Origin of the sequence: Yersinia sp. IP36721, from assembly GCF_003634395.1 — a bacterium.
GTDB classification, from domain to species: domain Bacteria; phylum Pseudomonadota; class Gammaproteobacteria; order Enterobacterales; family Enterobacteriaceae; genus Yersinia; species Yersinia entomophaga.
The window spans coordinates 127,367-143,447 of sequence record NZ_QCZL01000004.1 but is presented as its reverse complement, the minus strand read 5'-3'; the positions used below and the strand labels follow the sequence as shown (position 1 = coordinate 143,447).

Genomic DNA, 16,081 nt, shown 5'->3' with positions numbered 1-16,081 from the left:
TATATTTGCAATCAATGTCTCGTTTTTAATGTTGGCGTTACATAAAATGACCTCCGAAATCTAGCCTGCCTCAAGTTTGGAGCACACATGTCCCATATTCTGCAGTTTGCGTTGGCCTTGGTCGTCGTAGCCATTTTGGCTCTGCTAATTTGTAAAGACCGCAAGAGCATCCGCATTCGGTTTGTCATTCAGTTATTGGTTATTGAAGTGCTATTGGCATACTTCTTCCTTCATTCGGAAGTGGGCCTGGGTTTTGTGAAAGGATTCGCCGCCTTCTTCGACAAATTACTCGGATTCGCCGCGACCGGTACCGATTTTGTTTTCGGCAATATGGGTGACAAAGGTCTGGCCTTCTTCTTCCTGAGAGTGCTTTGCCCTATCGTCTTCATTTCCGCGTTGATCGGTATTTTGCAACATATCAAAGTGTTGCCTGTGGTTATTCGTCTGATCGGTACCCTGCTTTCTAAAGTGAACGGCATGGGTAAGCTGGAATCTTTCAACGCCGTCAGCTCGCTGATCCTTGGTCAATCAGAAAACTTTATCGCCTATAAAGACATTTTAGGCAAGATGTCTGAAAAACGCATGTACACCATGGCTGCCACTGCGATGTCGACGGTTTCCATGTCGATCGTTGGTGCTTATATGTCGATGCTGGATGCTAAATTTGTTGTCGCCGCGCTGGTACTCAACATGTTCAGTACCTTTATCGTGCTGTCACTGATTAACCCATACAAAGTGGGCGAAGAAGAAGAGCTACAACTGGGTACGCTGCATGAAGGCCAAAGCTTCTTTGAAATGCTGGGTGAATACATCCTGGCCGGTTTCAAGGTTGCGATTATCGTTGCCGCTATGCTGATTGGTTTTATCGCGCTGATCGCTGCAGTTAACGCCCTGTTCACCTTCGCATTTGGTATTAGCTTCCAGGGTATTCTGGGTTACGTCTTCTTCCCGTTTGCCTGGGTTATGGGCGTCCCAACTCATGAAGCGCTGCAGGTCGGTAGTATCATGGCAACCAAATTGGTTTCTAACGAATTTGTTGCCATGATGGACTTACAAAAAGTGGCTTCCGAACTGTCTCCGCGCAGCGTCGGTATCCTGTCCGTATTCCTGGTTTCTTTCGCTAACTTTTCATCCATCGGTATTGTTGCCGGTGCGATTAAAGGGCTGAATGAGCATCAGGGCAACGTGGTTTCACGCTTCGGCTTGAAACTGCTGTACGGCTCAACGCTGGTTAGCGTGCTGTCCGCCTCTATTGCGGGTCTGGTGCTTTAATCTAAGTCGGTTGATGAAAAAGGCGCTGCGGCGCCTTTTTTTATGCCCACAGTTTCTTCAATCTTTCAGTCATCAGTAACATGTCACGCCGTTTTTCCCAGCCATCTTATCAGCCGCCCAGCAGCCGTAACATCCTACGCCACAGCACTTCCCCTAAATTGAATTAAGCGCCCTTACTGCTCCCTGCGCCTTATGAGAAAGCTCGGCTTATTTCCGTACTCCTCGTTAACCTACGCTGCGTCAGCCTCTCTACTGGCTTTATACGCATGAAATAATCTATTTACCCGTATAAGCGAGGTTTTTTCAGCAAGCTATTTAGAGGATACGAAGCGCAATAAGTGAACCTAGGCAAAAGCGTTATGGCTGAAAACCGCGGTTTTAGGGAAATTTGACGGAGATAAAATGGAAATAGGAATGGTGCGTGCTTTGCTTGGCTCGAGCCTGAACGCAGGTCTCACCCACACGAATCGTGCAGTATGTTATTTTTTTTGGGAGTTTACTGATGCGAGAAGGAGATGGTGGGTCGTGCGGGATTCGAACCTGCGACCAATTGATTAAAAGTCAACTGCTCTACCAACTGAGCTAACGACCCGAAGTCTTAAGAAGTGGTGGGCGATACCAGATTCGAACTGATGACCCCCTCCGTGTAAAGGAGATGCTCTACCAACTGAGCTAATCGCCCACTTCTTACTTACAACGGTACTGCTGAACAACTCAATGAGTGATGAGTGGTGGGCGATACCAGATTCGAACTGATGACCCCCTCCGTGTAAAGGAGATGCTCTACCAACTGAGCTAATCGCCCACTTCTTACTTACAACGGTACTGCTGAACAACTCAATGAGTGATGAGTGGTGGGCGATACCAGATTCGAACTGATGACCCCCTCCGTGTAAAGGAGATGCTCTACCAACTGAGCTAATCGCCCCGCCGTGTTGTTGGAGTCGCATTATAGGGATAGTTCGAAGTGAGTCAACGCTTTTTAGAACGAAAACAATCGTTCGCCGCAATTTTAAACAGGATGCGATATTTATCACCAAGGTTGACGTTTCTTTAGCCATAAACACCACGAATACTATCAGTCTACTCCGGAACGGCGTTGAGGAATTGGGGCAGAGTGATAGAATGTGGCCTACTTTTTTCAAATTCCGAGCAATCGTCGGCCTCTGCCGACAGGCGTAGCGTAATAAGGCACTTGATCCCAATGAAAATCAAAACCCGTTTTGCACCCAGTCCTACCGGCTACCTCCACGTAGGTGGCGCACGTACCGCCTTGTATTCCTGGTTATTCACTCGTCATTTAGGTGGTGAATTTGTATTGCGTATAGAAGACACCGATCTGGAGCGCTCTACTCAGGAAGCCATTGACGCCATTATGGACGGGATGAACTGGTTGAACCTGGATTGGGATGAAGGCCCATACTTCCAGACTAAACGTTTTGACCGCTACAACGCGGTAATCGATCAAATGCTGGAAAACGGCACCGCCTACCGCTGCTACTGCTCCAGAGAGCGTCTGGACGAACTGCGTGAAACCCAAATGGCTAACGGCGAAAAACCTCGCTACGACGGCCACTGCCGCGACAGCCATTGCACCCACAGCGCCGATGAGCCATGCGTGGTGCGTTTCCGTAACCCGCAGGAAGGTTCCGTTATCTTTGATGACAAAATCCGCGGGCCAATCGAATTCAGCAACCAGGAACTGGATGATCTAATCATTCGCCGTACCGATGGTTCTCCGACCTATAACTTCTGCGTTGTTATTGATGACTGGGATATGGAAATCACCCACGTTATCCGAGGTGAAGACCATATCAACAATACACCACGCCAGATCAACATTCTGAAAGCGCTGGGCGCTCCGGTTCCAGTTTATGCTCACGTTTCCATGATTCTGGGCGACGACGGTAAAAAACTGTCCAAACGCCACGGCGCGGTGGGCGTTATGCAGTACCGCGATGATGGCTATCTGCCAGAAGCCTTGCTGAACTATCTGGTTCGCTTGGGCTGGTCTCATGGCGATCAGGAAATTTTCTCCGTTGAAGAAATGAAAGAACTCTTCACTCTGGATGCCATCAGTAAGTCCGCCAGCGCCTTCAATACGGAAAAACTACAGTGGCTGAACCATCATTACATTAATACTCTGCCGCCGGAGCAGGTGGCAGTCCATCTGGCTTGGCATATCGAACAGCAAGGTTTTGATACCCGCAACGGCCCTGAGTTGGTTGAAATCGTTAAATTGCTGGGCGAACGCTGCAAGACACTGAAAGAAATGGCCGAATCCTGCCGCTATTTCTATGAAGAGTTTGACGAGTTTGACGCAGATGCGGCTAAAAAACACCTGCGTCCAGTTGCTCGTCAGCCATTGGAAGCGGTACGCGCTAAACTGGCTGCCATTACCGATTGGACAGCTGAAAACGTTCATCATGCGATTCAGAGCACCGCAGACGACCTCGGCGTAGGTATGGGCAAAGTCGGTATGCCACTGCGTGTAGCCGTGACTGGTGCAGGTCAGTCCCCAGGCATGGACGTCACCGTTTATGCTATCGGTCAGTCACGTTCGCTATCTCGTATCGATAAAGCGCTGGCATTTATCGCTCAACGCGAAGCGCAACAGTAAGACTTTCGTTTTTTCGAGTCTCACAGCGGCCTGAATTGGCCGCTTTTTTTCATCTTTATAAAAGTGAAAGCTGTGATACGTCATCCATTATTCTGTGCTTTTTATGCTGATTTGGCGGCTTTTTCAGCGCTTAAACACAGAAATGGAATTAGCCGTTGACACTGTTTCTGCGGTTTCATATCATGCGCCCCGTTCACACGATTTATTATGTGTACATTGGGGCTATAGCTCAGCTGGGAGAGCGCTTGCATGGCATGCAAGAGGTCGACGGTTCGATCCCGTCTAGCTCCACCAAACTTCGCTTGATTGAATGCAATTAAGGTTGATTGGCGGTACAAATAATTTTCAGTATAAATTCCAGTACTACACCACATTTGTGGGGCTATAGCTCAGCTGGGAGAGCGCTTGCATGGCATGCAAGAGGTCGACGGTTCGATCCCGTCTAGCTCCACCACCATTTAAAAGACCGGCCTATGGCCGGTCTTTTGCTTTCTGCTATTCAAAAAACAACTGATCCGGTCGCTACCTATTCGCCCTTCCGGGCTGGTATGCTATTTCTCGCTTATTCATCAGATAAATCAGTTTGGATTTCTATGCCTCAGCAACAGCAAATTATTGAGTGGATACAGTCCGATAGCCAACGCATGGAAGCCCTACGTCATGCCCGTCAATTAGGATTAAGCCAATGGTGTTTGGCTGCCGGTTTTGTGCGTAATCTGGTATGGGACCGGCTGCAGGATTATGCCGACAGCACTGCGCTGAATGATATCGATCTGGTCTACTTTGACCGCGATAACATTCACCCACAGCGCGATAAAGAGTTAGAAGCGCAGCTTCTGATGCAATCTCCGCTGCCGTGGTCGGTAAAAAATCAGGCGCGTATGCACTTGCGCAGCAACCGTCCCCCTTATTTGAACACCGCGGACGCAATCAGCTATTGGGTCGAGGTCGAAACCGCTATCGGAGTGCGGCTGGAAGCGGATGATAGCCTCACTTTGATTGCGCCTCTGGGTTTACAGGCTTTGTTTACCTCAACGATTACTTTCAATGATAAAAACGGCGATCTGGCGACCTTTCATCAGCGAGTAACCGATAAAGGTTGGCTAAGCCTCTGGCCTAAACTGCGTTTGGTCTACAGCGGCCAGTCTCAAGCTATATGAATATCCGACAACTGACTAAAGAATCAGCTGATTATGCCGATAAACCTCTTAATCCCCACATGATTATTAGGAGAAAAGGATGTCCAATACTATTACTACAGCAGCCCCGTTACCGCAAATAGCCCAACATAACAAGGCGAGCACCTCAGGTACCGGTAGCGACACCCAATCTCAGATCAAAGCGCTGCACCAGCAAATACAGGATCTGACGGAGAAATTGTCCGAGCTAAAAGACTCCGGCTTATCGAAAGAGGAAATACAAAAGCAACAGCAGTTGATTTCCAACCAGATCAAAGCCCTCTATGCAGAAATTGCCAGAATTCAGGCCAAAGAGGCAGAAAAGGGTAAGGACGATCTGCTCGCCATCAAAACAACCCATGCGCAGAGTAACAAACCCGCCCTGACCGCAGTAGATAGCGTCAACAAAACCCGCGTCGGCGCTGACGATGGGCAAAATCGCGCTGGCAATCAGATTAATATCTATGTCTAAGGCTTAATTCGACTGGCTGCCGTATTAGCCCGCTTCCACCCATTTACGCGTAAACCAGCTTATGGCTGGTTTTATTGCGTTTGGACTCTGCAGCTTTATGGGATTTTCCCCGCGCTCATCTACCCGCCCTTTTGCACGTTCAATTCTCTGGTATCAAATATAACCCAATAATACCGTGTGATAAGCCAGCGTTCAGTCAGTGAAAGGATTGTGTAAAAGCCGCGTCAACCGTTAAAGACAGAAACCCTAATAAGCCTTATTCCCTATCTGTTTTGAAGAATAGAAATGTCGAATACCATCTCAGCCGCCTCTGCCATCGCCAGTTCCAGCGATAACCGCAATACCTCACAGGCAAAAGCGCCAACTTAGCTAATTCGGACGTTAACGGAAAAGCTCAGTACCATTAAAGATTCGGATCTCAGCGCCGATGAAAAGTAAAAGCAGCAACAGCTGATTCCAAATAAAATTAAGACATTGCAGGCCGAAGTCGCCCGGATTCAGGCTAAAGAAGCGGAAAACACGCAGCAATCAGACAGCCCCGACAACAGCCCAACGGCTGGAGACGATATTAATCGCCCGACGGAGCAGAGTCAGATTAACGTTTATTTCTTAATGGGTTGGATAAGATAGATGAATTAATGATGGCGAGCACTGAAGCAAAAATAGTGTCGCCATCATGGTATGTCAGTCTTTTTTAAGAGGTTTAACCAGGCCTTCTAGCCCTTCCATTTTGATCGTCATCGTGAGCTCCATCAGCATGCCCAATTTACCCTGAGGAAACTCTCCTTTACGGGCAAACCACAATAGGTATTCTTCCGGTAAATCGATCAAAACTCGCCCTTGGTATTTGCCAAAAGGCATACGGGTATTGGCTATTTCAATCAGGTTTTCTTTTTCCACACCCTACTCCACACCTCTCAGCCATTCAGGCCAAACCCACCGCGGCAACGGCGGGTTTCAGGTTTATTCTGATTCGCCCAGCAAACGGATCATCTCGGCTTCATCGATCACCTTAATACCCAATTCCTGCGCTTTTGCCAGCTTTGAGCCCGCGGCTTCACCGGCTATCACCAAATCGGTTTTCTTCGACACGCTGCCGCTAACTTTCGCGCCTAACGCGGTAAGGCGATCCTTGGCTTCATCTCTGGAAAGAATATTCAGAGAGCCGGTCAATACCACGGTTTTTCCAGCAAAAGGACTGTCGATCTCTTCCGCAATAATCCGCTGTGGCTCCGGCCAGCGCACCACGTGTTCAAGCTGAAAGATAACCTGCTGGTTATGTTCTTCCGATAGGAAATTCAGCACGTGTTTAGCGACCACTTCACCCACGTCCGGTACGGCTTTCAGCGCTTCAACATCCGCTGAACGCAGATTATCCAACGTGCGGAAGTGCGCGGCCAGATTGGCAGCAGTTGCTTCACCAACCTCACGAATCCCTAATGCATAGAGGAAGCGGGCAAAGGTAGTTTCCTTGGCTTTTTCCAAGGCGGCGACCAGATTCTGTGCCGATTTTGGCCCCATACGATCCAAACCGGTCAGTTTTCCAGCCGTCAGCGTAAACAAATCGGCTGGATTGGTGACATATTCTTTCTCCACCAATTGTTCGATAATTTTATCGCCCATACCGTCTACGTCTAACGCGCGACGAGAAACGAAGTGCTTCAGCGCTTCTTTACGCTGCGCGGCGCAGAACAAACCGCCGGTGCAACGCGCCACGGCTTCACCTTCAACGCGTTCGACATCAGAGCCACATACCGGGCAACGATCGGGGAATATCACTTCCCGCGCATTGGCTGGCCGTTCATCCAGCACCACGCCGACTACCTGCGGAATAACATCACCGGCGCGACGCACAATAACGGTATCGCCAATACGCAGACCCAGACGCTCAATTTCATCTGCATTATGCAAGGTCGCATTGCTAACAATCACCCCCGCCACCTGCACCGGCTCCAGACGAGCTACCGGCGTGATAGCACCGGTGCGGCCAACCTGAAACTCCACTTCGCGGACCTGAGTAACTTGTTCCTGCGCCGGGAATTTAAACGCGGTTGCCCAGCGTGGCGCTCTGGCAACAAAGCCCAGTTGTTCCTGTAAATCCAGCGAGTCAACCTTGATCACTACGCCATCGATATCAAACCCCAGAGTGGCACGATCTTGCTCAACCTGATGATAAAAATCAATAACCTGTTCAGCCCCGGTACAAAGTTTGACGCGATCGCTGACCGGCAAACCCCAGGCTTTAAATTGCTGCAAGCGTGAAAAATGGCTACGAGGCAGTTCGCCGCCGTCCATCAAACCGACGCCATAACAGAAAAAGGTTAATGGCCGTTTGGCCGTAATTCGCGGATCGAGCTGCCGTAAAGAGCCAGCGGCGGCGTTACGCGGATTGGCAAAAATTTTGCCACCTTTACGTCGCGCCTCTTCGTTCAGTTGTTCAAAACCCGCCTGCGGCATAAAGACTTCGCCACGGACTTCCACGCGACGCGGAATATTGTCACCGTGCAAACGCAAAGGAATCGCGCGAATAGTGCGAACGTTGGCGGTAATATTCTCACCGGTCGTACCATCACCACGGGTAGCAGCGCGGACTAACTCGCCGTCCTCATACAGCAAACTGACCGCCAGACCGTCTAATTTTAGCTCACAGCAAAAGGTCAGCGGCTCTGCGATTTTCAGCCGGTCATTAACCCGTTTATTGAAAGCCAGATAGCTTTCTTCATCAAATACGTTATCCAGAGACAGCATAGGGACTTCGTGGCGTACCTGATCAAAGGCATCCAGAGGTGCAGCACCGACACGCTGGGTAGGAGAATCTGCGGTAATCAATTCGGGGTGTTGCGCTTCCAGCTCCCGCAGTTCGCCCATCAGACGGTCATATTCTGCATCGGGAATTTCTGGCGCATCCAGCACATGATATTGATGTTCGTGATGGCGCAGTGAGGCTCGCAGTTGATTAAGTTGTTGGATTATCGATTCCATGGCCCACCATCAAAGATAAAAAACCCCCGGCATGCGGGGGTTCGGGTTAATTCGTTTCGCTATCTAAGCTTACTATTCGGCAGTCGCATCCAGAACTTCACGGATACGGGCTTTATAGGTCTCCAGCTTCTGCGGCGTCATCATGCGACGCTCATCATCCAGCACCACACCACCGACGTCATCGGCAATACGCTGAGCCGATTGCAGCATCAACTTAAAGTTTTGATTCGCATCGCCATAAGACGGCACCATCATAAACATGGAGACGCCAGGCGTTGAGAAATCAGACATGGTGTCAGGATCGAAAGATCCCGGTTTGACCATGTTCGCCAAACTGAACAGAACTGGGCCACTGCCTGCCGGGCTGAGATGACGATGGAAAATGCCCATTTCGCCAAACTGGAAACCAGCCTGCAATACGCTTTGCAATAGCACTTCGCCGCCGATAGAACCACCGTGGTGGGCAGAAACATGCAGAACCAGTACCGTTTCTTTCAGTTTCGCAACTTGCTTCACTTCCGGAGCGGATGCAGCTACAGGTTCGTGCTGCGGTTCAGCCTGCTTAGGCTCAACGTGCTGTGGTTCTGGCGCTGGTTCCGGGGCTGAATAGGATTCAGTCGCCGACCCCAACAGCGGATCACCCGATGTGGCATGCGGTGGTTGTTCAGGCGAGAATCCGCCCAGCAACGGATCGTCATACTCTGGCTGCACGGGGGCTACCGGCGCTTGACGAGACGCTACGTTTACCGAAGCCGGTTTAGGCTCAGTATGTTGAATGATAGGCACCTCATCGTTGTCATCAACGTGACTTAACGAAGGCTTATCCTGTGGATGAGAAGTCCGTACCCGCACTTCTCCAACCCCTTCATCGAAGGTCTCGATCGGGGTTTCATCACGTTCTTGTTTCGGACGTTTAACTGGGCGATCGCGAAATAGGGAAGAGCGTTCTTTACGGCTGGTCCATAAACCATGCAATAACAACGCTATTATGGCGATCGCGCCAACAACGATTAATATCAGACGCAAATCCTGCATCATTACTATCTCTGTTGTTCCAATACATTGCCACCGCGGCAAACATTCACCCTTTAACTCTATTTCTCAACGTTCACAAGTGCAAGTCCGTGCTCGATTTTCTGTTAAGAAAGATGATTATGCTAGCTATTTCGTTCGTTTATTAACCAATATGGCACTAGGCAGAGAAAATTGATAGCAATATGATAGGCTGGACGATTCAGTTACAGAGAAATGGAAGGCATGTCACTCGTGCAAAAAGACACAAAAACCACCAGCGGGTTTCACTATTTTGTGGAAGGTTGGCGGTTAATTATTCGCCCAGGTATTAGACGCTTCGTTATTTTGCCACTATTGGTCAACATTTTACTGATGGGCGGCGCTTTTTGGTGGCTGTTTAATCGAATTAACGTTTGGGTGCCACAGTTAATGAGCTACGTGCCGGACTGGCTACAATGGCTCAGCTATCTATTGTGGCCAGTGATGGTTATTTCAGTGCTCTTGGTATTCAGCTATTTGTTCAGCACGGTAGCCAACTTTATTGCTGCACCGTTCAACGGCTTACTCGCTGAGCATTTAGAGGGCGAGCTAACCGGAAAACCGCTGCCAGACACTGGAATCCTCGGCATCGTTAAAGATATTCCGCGCATTATGTCGCGAGAGTGGCGCAAGCTGATGTATTACCTGCCCCGTGCCTTAGTGCTGTTGTCGCTGTATCTGGTGCCCGGCATAGGCCAGACTGCGGCGCCGGTGCTATGGTTCCTGTTCAGCGCCTGGATGCTGTCAATCCAGTACTGTGATTATCCTTTTGATAACCATAAAGTGAGCTTTCAGCACATGCGCAGCGCCCTACGGCAAAATAAAGTCGATAATTTGCAGTTTGGCGCATTGGTCAGCGTGTTCACCATGATTCCGTTTCTGAATCTGATGATTATGCCCGTTGCCGTGTGCGGAGCCACCGCGATGTGGGTGGATCGTTACCGTCACCAGTTTGTTCAGCCTAGTCGCTAAAGCCTGTCAGGGCGCGGTTTTCGCGCCCTTTTCATTGATGGAAAAACTTATTTCCTAATCACATATAGATATACCAATTCTTTACTTCCATAGCCGACCTGTTAGCGTATGCTTTGAACGTTTCCTACATTTTCATAGAGTTAAAGGACAGGCTATGAGCAAGATATATGAAGACAATTCTTTAACAATCGGCCATACGCCGTTAGTTAGACTGAACCGTATCGGCAACGGTCGTGTTCTGGCAAAAGTCGAATCGCGTAACCCAAGTTTTAGCGTCAAATGCCGCATCGGGGCAAACATGATTTGGGACGCAGAAAAACGTGGCGTGCTGAAGCCGGGTATCGAACTCGTTGAGCCAACCAGCGGTAACACCGGCGTGGCGCTAGCTTTCGTTGCCGCCGCTCGTGGTTACAAACTGACGCTAACCATGCCTGAAACCATGAGTATTGAACGCCGTAAACTGCTGAAAGCGCTAGGTGCCAATTTGGTACTGACCGAAGGCGCGAAAGGTATGAAAGGTGCGATTGCCAAGGCTGAAGAGATTCAGGCTACCGACCCGCAGCGTTATCTGATTCTGCAACAGTTCGATAATCCCGCTAACCCTGAAATCCATGAAAAAACTACCGGCCCGGAAATCTGGGAAGATACCGACGGCGGCGTAGACGTATTTATTGCTGGCGTGGGCACCGGCGGCACTTTGACCGGCGTTAGCCGTTATATCAAAAAAACCAAAGGCAAAGCCATCACCACGGTAGCGGTAGAACCAACGGATTCCCCGGTAATTACCCAAGCGCTGGCCGGTCAGGAAATCAAACCTGGGCCACACAAAATCCAAGGCATCGGCGCCGGTTTTATTCCAGGCAACCTGGATTTATCCTTAATCGACCGTGTTGCACTGATTACCAACGATGAAGCTATCGCCATGGCGCGCAGGCTGATGGAAGAAGAAGGCATTCTGGCCGGTATTTCTTCCGGTGCAGCCGTTGCTGCCGCAGTGAAGCTATCTGAAGAAGCTGGCTTTACTGACAAGGAAATTGTGGTTATTCTTCCTTCCTCGGGTGAACGCTATTTGAGCACCGCTTTGTTCGCAGATTTGTTCACGGAACAAGAACTGCAACAGTAAGGCTTACGGTCGCACTAAATGCTAAAAAAGCACCCTCGCGGTGCTTTTTTTTGTGGTGTACGTCAAATTTTTCACTACATAACGATTGATTTTACCCTCTGGGTTTAGTATTTAACCGGTCAATTATTTTGATGCGTGAAATTAATCCCACAACGTGTGTTACTTTAGCTGAATCGATTTAATCATTTTGCTGAAAAGAGTAATATGCGACATACATAATGTGGATTGGAGACACAACGCGAAGAGAAGGTTATCCTCCTTGGCGATGACTCTGGTTTCCTGTTGCATCAGAGCTTGTCTTTTTTGTTCCATAGTCTGGCGCTAGCCAATACAGGCTAAAGTTAGGAAATTACACTAGACTTTAGCTCCACAACATAAATCCAAAATAAGTTGGGGAAACACAATGTTCCAGCAAGAAGTTACTATTACCGCACCGAATGGCCTACACACCCGTCCTGCTGCACAGTTTGTTAAAGAAGCCAAAGCTTTTGCTTCTGAAATTACCGTTACTTCCAATGGCAAAAGCGCCAGCGCTAAGAGCCTGTTCAAACTACAAACTCTGGGTCTGACCCAAGGTACTGTAGTAACCATCTCTGCTGAAGGTGATGACGAACAGAAAGCCGTTGAACACCTGGTAAAACTGATGGCAGAGCTTGAGTAAAAGAAGCCCAGTCTTTTAAGTTAAAACCAGTCAAGAGTAAGGTAGGGTTATGATTTCAGGCATTTTAGTTTCACCGGGTATTGCTTTTGGTAAAGCACTTTTACTGAAAGAAGATGAGATTGTCATCAACCGGAAAAAAATCTCTGCTGACCAGGTAGAGCAGGAAGTCGAGCGTTTCAAATCTGGCCGGGCGAAAGCATCTGAACAGTTAGAAGCGATCAAGACCAAAGCTGGCGAGAGCCTAGGCGAAGAGAAAGCTGCCATCTTCGAAGGCCACATCATGCTGTTGGAAGACGAAGAGCTTGAGCAGGAAATCATAGCCCTAATCAAAGACGAACATGCTTCAGCCGACGCTGCCGCATATACCGTCATTGAAGGCCAGGCGAAAGCGCTGGAAGAACTGGATGACGAGTACCTGAAAGAACGTGCAGCTGACGTACGTGACATCGGTAAACGCCTGCTGAAAAACATTCTCGGCCTGACCATCGTCGATTTGGGGGCAATTTCAGAGGAAGTGATTCTGGTTGCAACGGATCTGACGCCGTCTGAAACCGCGCAGTTGAACCTGGATAAAGTTCTGGGCTTCATTACTGACCTCGGTGGCCGTACTTCCCACACCTCGATTATGGCGCGCTCCCTGGAATTGCCTGCAATTGTTGGCACCAGCGACGTAACCAAACAGGTGAAGAACGACGATTATCTGATCCTCGATGCGGTGAACAACAAGATTTACGTTAACCCAACCAGCGATGTGATCGACCAATTGAAAGCGGTGAATACTCAGTACATCACCGAGAAAAACGATCTGGCTAAACTGAAAGATCTGCCGGCTATCACTTTAGATGGTCATCAGGTTGAAGTGGTTGCCAACATCGGTACCGTTCGCGATATCGCCGGTGCTGAACGTAACGGCGCTGAAGGCGTTGGTCTGTATCGTACCGAATTCCTGTTTATGGACCGCGACTCTCTTCCTACGGAAGAAGAGCAGTTCCAGGCTTATAAAGCCGTTGCGGAAGCCATGGGCTCTCAGGCAGTTATCGTCCGTACCATGGACATCGGCGGCGATAAAGACCTGCCGTACATGAACCTGCCAAAAGAAGAAAACCCGTTCTTGGGCTGGCGTGCAATCCGTATTGCCATGGATCGTAAAGAAATCCTTCATGCGCAATTACGTGCCATTCTGCGTGCTTCTGCCTTCGGTAAGCTGCGCATCATGTACCCGATGATCATTTCTGTTGAAGAAGTGCGGGCACTGAAAGCAGAACTGGAGATGCTGAAAGCTCAACTGCGTGAAGAAAATAAAGCCTTTGATGAATCTATCGAAGTGGGTGTTATGGTGGAAACGCCAGCGGCGGCAACCATCGCGCACCATTTAGCAAAAGAAGTTGACTTCTTTAGTATTGGGACAAACGATCTAACTCAGTATACTCTGGCAGTAGATCGTGGCAATGAGCTGATTTCTCATCTCTATAATCCAATGTCGCCTGCGGTATTGGGCCTGATCAAACAGGTTATTGATGCATCTCACGCTGAAGGTAAGTGGACCGGTATGTGCGGTGAACTTGCTGGCGATGAACGTGCTACACTGTTGTTATTGGGCATGGGGCTGGATGAATTCAGCATGAGTGCAATCTCGATCCCGCGCATCAAGAAAATTATCCGTAACACGAATTTCGAAGATGTGAAGGCGTTGGCTGCTGAAGCGTTATCTAAACCAACGGCGCAAGAATTGATGGACTTGGTTAACACGTTCATCGAAGAGAAAACACTCTGCTAATTCCATGAGACTGGAACGCTGTCCAATATAAATACTTAGGAGAAGATCATGGGTTTGTTCGATAAACTGAAATCATTTGTTTCAGATGATAAGAAAGACAGCGGCACTATCGAAATCGTTGCGCCGTTGTCTGGCGAAATTGTCAACATCGAAGATGTGCCAGACGTTGTTTTTGCCGAAAAAATCGTTGGTGATGGCATTGCTATTAAACCATCAGGCAGCAAAATGGTTGCTCCGGTTGACGGAACCATCGGTAAAATTTTCGAAACCAACCATGCATTCTCTATCGAATCAGACAGCGGCATCGAGCTGTTTGTCCACTTCGGTATTGATACCGTTGAACTGAAAGGCGAAGGCTTCAAACGCATCGCTGAAGAAGGTCAACGAGTGAAGAAAGGTGATGTGGTTATCGAGTTCGATCTGGCCCTGCTGGAAGAGAAAGCCAAGTCTACCCTGACTCCGGTTGTTATCTCTAACATGGACGAGATCAAAGAACTGATTAAACTTTCCGGCAGCGTGACCGTCGGTGAAACACCGATTATCCGTATCAAGAAGTAATAATATTGCGGATGAGAAAACGGCGCTTAGGCGCCGTTTTTTATTGTCGGATGCTACGCTCTTAGTATTTTACCGCTAGTGCGTAGACCACTGCGGGACACGTAAACGAATCACCAAGCCGCCCTGCTCACCATTTTTAGCCTCTACCTGCCCACCGTGCGCCAGAATCACTTTTCGGGTTATCGCTAATCCCAGGCCATAACCTTTGCCTGACATAGCCGATTTCACACGTACGAAGGGATCAAAAATGCTGGATAAGCGGCTTTCCTCCACGCCCGGCCCCTGATCGACCACTTCGATTTGATACTGTTTTTCTATCTGTGAAAGCCTGACCGTTACTTGCTGGCCCTGGGTAGAAAAACGTAGCGCATTACGCACGATATTATCGACGGCGCGCCGCATCAGCTCGGCATTGCCTTTCACCGTATATTCCCTTTCAGGCTCCGCCTGTAACACAATCTCCACGCCCGGCACCTGCGCCTCATAGCGTGCGTCATTCACCACCGCTTCTACCAATCCGTACAGATCGAAATATTCTTCGTCATGGGTTAGCGTTTGATTCTCCGCGCGAGAAAGCGCCAGTAACTCACCAATCATTTTATCCAGACGTTCAGCTTCATGTTCAATGCGTTGCAATGAAGTATTCACGTTTCCTGGGTTTTGATGAGCCAATCCAATCGCCAGTTGCAAACGCGCCAAAGGCGAGCGTAATTCGTGAGAAACATCGTGCAGCAGTTGCTCTCTGGCGCTCACTAGCGCCTGTAAACGCTCAGCCATTGAGTCAAAGTCACGTGCCACTTCGGTCAATTCATCATGGCGGCGACGCATCATCGGTAATAAGCGAACCGCAAGATCGCCCTGCGCGACTCGCTCAAAGCCATCCCGCAGCTGGCGCATGGGACGGGTTAGATTCCATGCCAAAAAAGTGCTGAAAAATAGCCCGCCCAATGCGCCCATCCAGAATAAGGGTTTAGGAATGTTCAGAATCTGATCCCTTTTCCCTTTTGGATGATAAACCGCCCGCATACCGTCAAAATCATAACTTAGCTGATATTTATCGCCCTCAGGTGTTGTAGCCCACTTAACGAGGTGTGACGGTGAATCGGTGAGTGTTTTTGCAGCAGAAACCGGCGGAACCGCAGATTCAGGTCGCACTGAAAACAAGGTTTTTTCCGGTTCCGTCCAGCCGGACATCATCGTTTCCAGCGCGGACAAACCGCCGCTGCTCAGCACCGAGGCGGCGGATTTCATCTGCTGGGCCACAATCTGTCGCATCATGCCGTTTTCCGGCGGCTCGTGTCGGTTGCCATAGAAAGAAAAAATCACCCAAAGCAGTTGGGTCATCAAAATAAAGGTAAACCAGAAACCCAATAGGATTTTCCAAAACAGGCGTCCACGCATAATCATATCCTG

General features: G+C 49.2%; 13 protein-coding genes, 6 tRNA genes and 1 pseudogene. 12 read left to right on the top strand and 8 right to left on the bottom strand.

Features of this window, described 5'->3' with window-relative positions; translation table 11 throughout:
* The first annotated feature begins 87 nt into the window (after nt 1-87).
* Nucleotides 88-1,272, top strand: a complete 1,185-nt coding sequence (locus tag DBA33_RS05775) for a NupC/NupG family nucleoside CNT transporter (RefSeq protein ID WP_049596937.1) — start codon at nt 88-90, stop codon at nt 1,270-1,272.
* 516 nt (nt 1,273-1,788) lie between these two features.
* On the opposite strand, the gene DBA33_RS05770 is transcribed toward DBA33_RS05775, so the two are convergent.
* The 4 genes from DBA33_RS05770 to DBA33_RS05755 all read right to left on the bottom strand — a co-directional run bounded on the left by DBA33_RS05770 (nt 1,789) and on the right by DBA33_RS05755 (nt 2,200).
* A tRNA-Lys gene (locus tag DBA33_RS05770) sits at nt 1,789-1,864 on the bottom strand.
* Nucleotides 1,865-1,878: 14 nt separating this feature from the next.
* Nucleotides 1,879-1,954, bottom strand: a tRNA-Val gene (locus DBA33_RS05765).
* A 47-nt stretch (nt 1,955-2,001) separates the two neighbouring features.
* A tRNA-Val gene (locus tag DBA33_RS05760) sits at nt 2,002-2,077 on the bottom strand.
* A 47-nt stretch (nt 2,078-2,124) separates the two neighbouring features.
* Nucleotides 2,125-2,200 (bottom strand) — tRNA-Val (locus DBA33_RS05755).
* Between the two features lie 276 nt (nt 2,201-2,476).
* Between DBA33_RS05755 and gltX the strand changes: the two genes are divergently transcribed.
* From gltX to DBA33_RS21235, 6 genes and pseudogenes are all read left to right on the top strand, one after another.
* Nucleotides 2,477-3,892, top strand: a complete 1,416-nt coding sequence (gene gltX, locus DBA33_RS05750; RefSeq protein WP_064517047.1) for a glutamate--tRNA ligase — start codon at nt 2,477-2,479, stop codon at nt 3,890-3,892.
* A 218-nt stretch (nt 3,893-4,110) separates the two neighbouring features.
* Nucleotides 4,111-4,186, top strand: a tRNA-Ala gene (locus tag DBA33_RS05745).
* Nucleotides 4,187-4,270: 84 nt separating this feature from the next.
* A tRNA-Ala gene (locus tag DBA33_RS05740) sits at nt 4,271-4,346 on the top strand.
* A gap of 139 nt (nt 4,347-4,485) precedes the next feature.
* On the top strand, nt 4,486-5,052 hold the full coding sequence (locus DBA33_RS05735) for a nucleotidyltransferase family protein (RefSeq protein WP_064518497.1): 567 nt from the start codon (nt 4,486-4,488) through the stop codon (nt 5,050-5,052).
* A 79-nt stretch (nt 5,053-5,131) separates the two neighbouring features.
* Nucleotides 5,132-5,542 (top strand): FlxA-like family protein, encoded by a 411-nt coding sequence (locus tag DBA33_RS05730; RefSeq protein WP_064517045.1) that lies wholly within the window; start codon nt 5,132-5,134, stop codon nt 5,540-5,542.
* A gap of 285 nt (nt 5,543-5,827) precedes the next feature.
* Nucleotides 5,828-6,172: pseudogene (locus DBA33_RS21235) on the top strand (FlxA-like family protein).
* A 54-nt stretch (nt 6,173-6,226) separates the two neighbouring features.
* Here the strand turns inward: DBA33_RS21235 and DBA33_RS05720 are convergent.
* From DBA33_RS05720 to zipA, 3 genes are all read right to left on the bottom strand, one after another.
* Nucleotides 6,227-6,442 (bottom strand): DUF3820 family protein, encoded by a 216-nt coding sequence (locus DBA33_RS05720; protein ID WP_064517043.1) that lies wholly within the window; start codon nt 6,440-6,442, stop codon nt 6,227-6,229.
* A gap of 63 nt (nt 6,443-6,505) precedes the next feature.
* Nucleotides 6,506-8,524, bottom strand: a complete 2,019-nt coding sequence (gene ligA, locus DBA33_RS05715; protein ID WP_064517041.1) for an NAD-dependent DNA ligase LigA — start codon at nt 8,522-8,524, stop codon at nt 6,506-6,508.
* Nucleotides 8,525-8,596: 72 nt separating this feature from the next.
* A complete protein-coding gene (gene zipA, locus DBA33_RS05710) occupies nt 8,597-9,562 on the bottom strand; it encodes a cell division protein ZipA (protein ID WP_064517039.1) in 966 nt (321 codons plus the stop codon).
* 219 nt (nt 9,563-9,781) lie between these two features.
* Here zipA and cysZ point away from each other — a divergent pair, with 219 nt between their 5' ends.
* From cysZ to crr, 5 genes are all read left to right on the top strand, one after another.
* Nucleotides 9,782-10,549 carry a sulfate transporter CysZ gene (gene cysZ / locus DBA33_RS05705; protein ID WP_120805846.1) on the top strand — a complete coding sequence of 256 codons (768 nt, stop codon included), beginning with the start codon at nt 9,782-9,784 and terminating at the stop codon, nt 10,547-10,549.
* 154 nt (nt 10,550-10,703) lie between these two features.
* The gene (cysK, locus tag DBA33_RS05700; protein ID WP_064517035.1) at nt 10,704-11,672 is read left to right on the top strand and encodes a cysteine synthase A; all 969 of its coding nucleotides are present in this window, start codon (nt 10,704-10,706) and stop codon (nt 11,670-11,672) included.
* Between the two features lie 403 nt (nt 11,673-12,075).
* Nucleotides 12,076-12,333 (top strand): phosphocarrier protein Hpr, encoded by a 258-nt coding sequence (gene ptsH / locus DBA33_RS05695; RefSeq protein WP_049596929.1) that lies wholly within the window; start codon nt 12,076-12,078, stop codon nt 12,331-12,333.
* 49 nt (nt 12,334-12,382) lie between these two features.
* Nucleotides 12,383-14,110, top strand: coding sequence for a phosphoenolpyruvate-protein phosphotransferase PtsI (ptsI, locus tag DBA33_RS05690; protein WP_049596928.1), 1,728 nt, complete (start codon nt 12,383-12,385; stop codon nt 14,108-14,110).
* A gap of 48 nt (nt 14,111-14,158) precedes the next feature.
* Nucleotides 14,159-14,668, top strand: a complete 510-nt coding sequence (gene crr / locus DBA33_RS05685; RefSeq protein ID WP_064517034.1) for a PTS glucose transporter subunit IIA — start codon at nt 14,159-14,161, stop codon at nt 14,666-14,668.
* A gap of 75 nt (nt 14,669-14,743) precedes the next feature.
* Here crr and DBA33_RS05680 read toward each other — a convergent pair whose 3' ends face one another.
* Nucleotides 14,744-16,069 carry an ATP-binding protein gene (locus DBA33_RS05680; protein ID WP_064517033.1) on the bottom strand — a complete coding sequence of 442 codons (1,326 nt, stop codon included), beginning with the start codon at nt 16,067-16,069 and terminating at the stop codon, nt 14,744-14,746.
* Between the last annotated feature and the right edge of the window lie 12 nt (nt 16,070-16,081).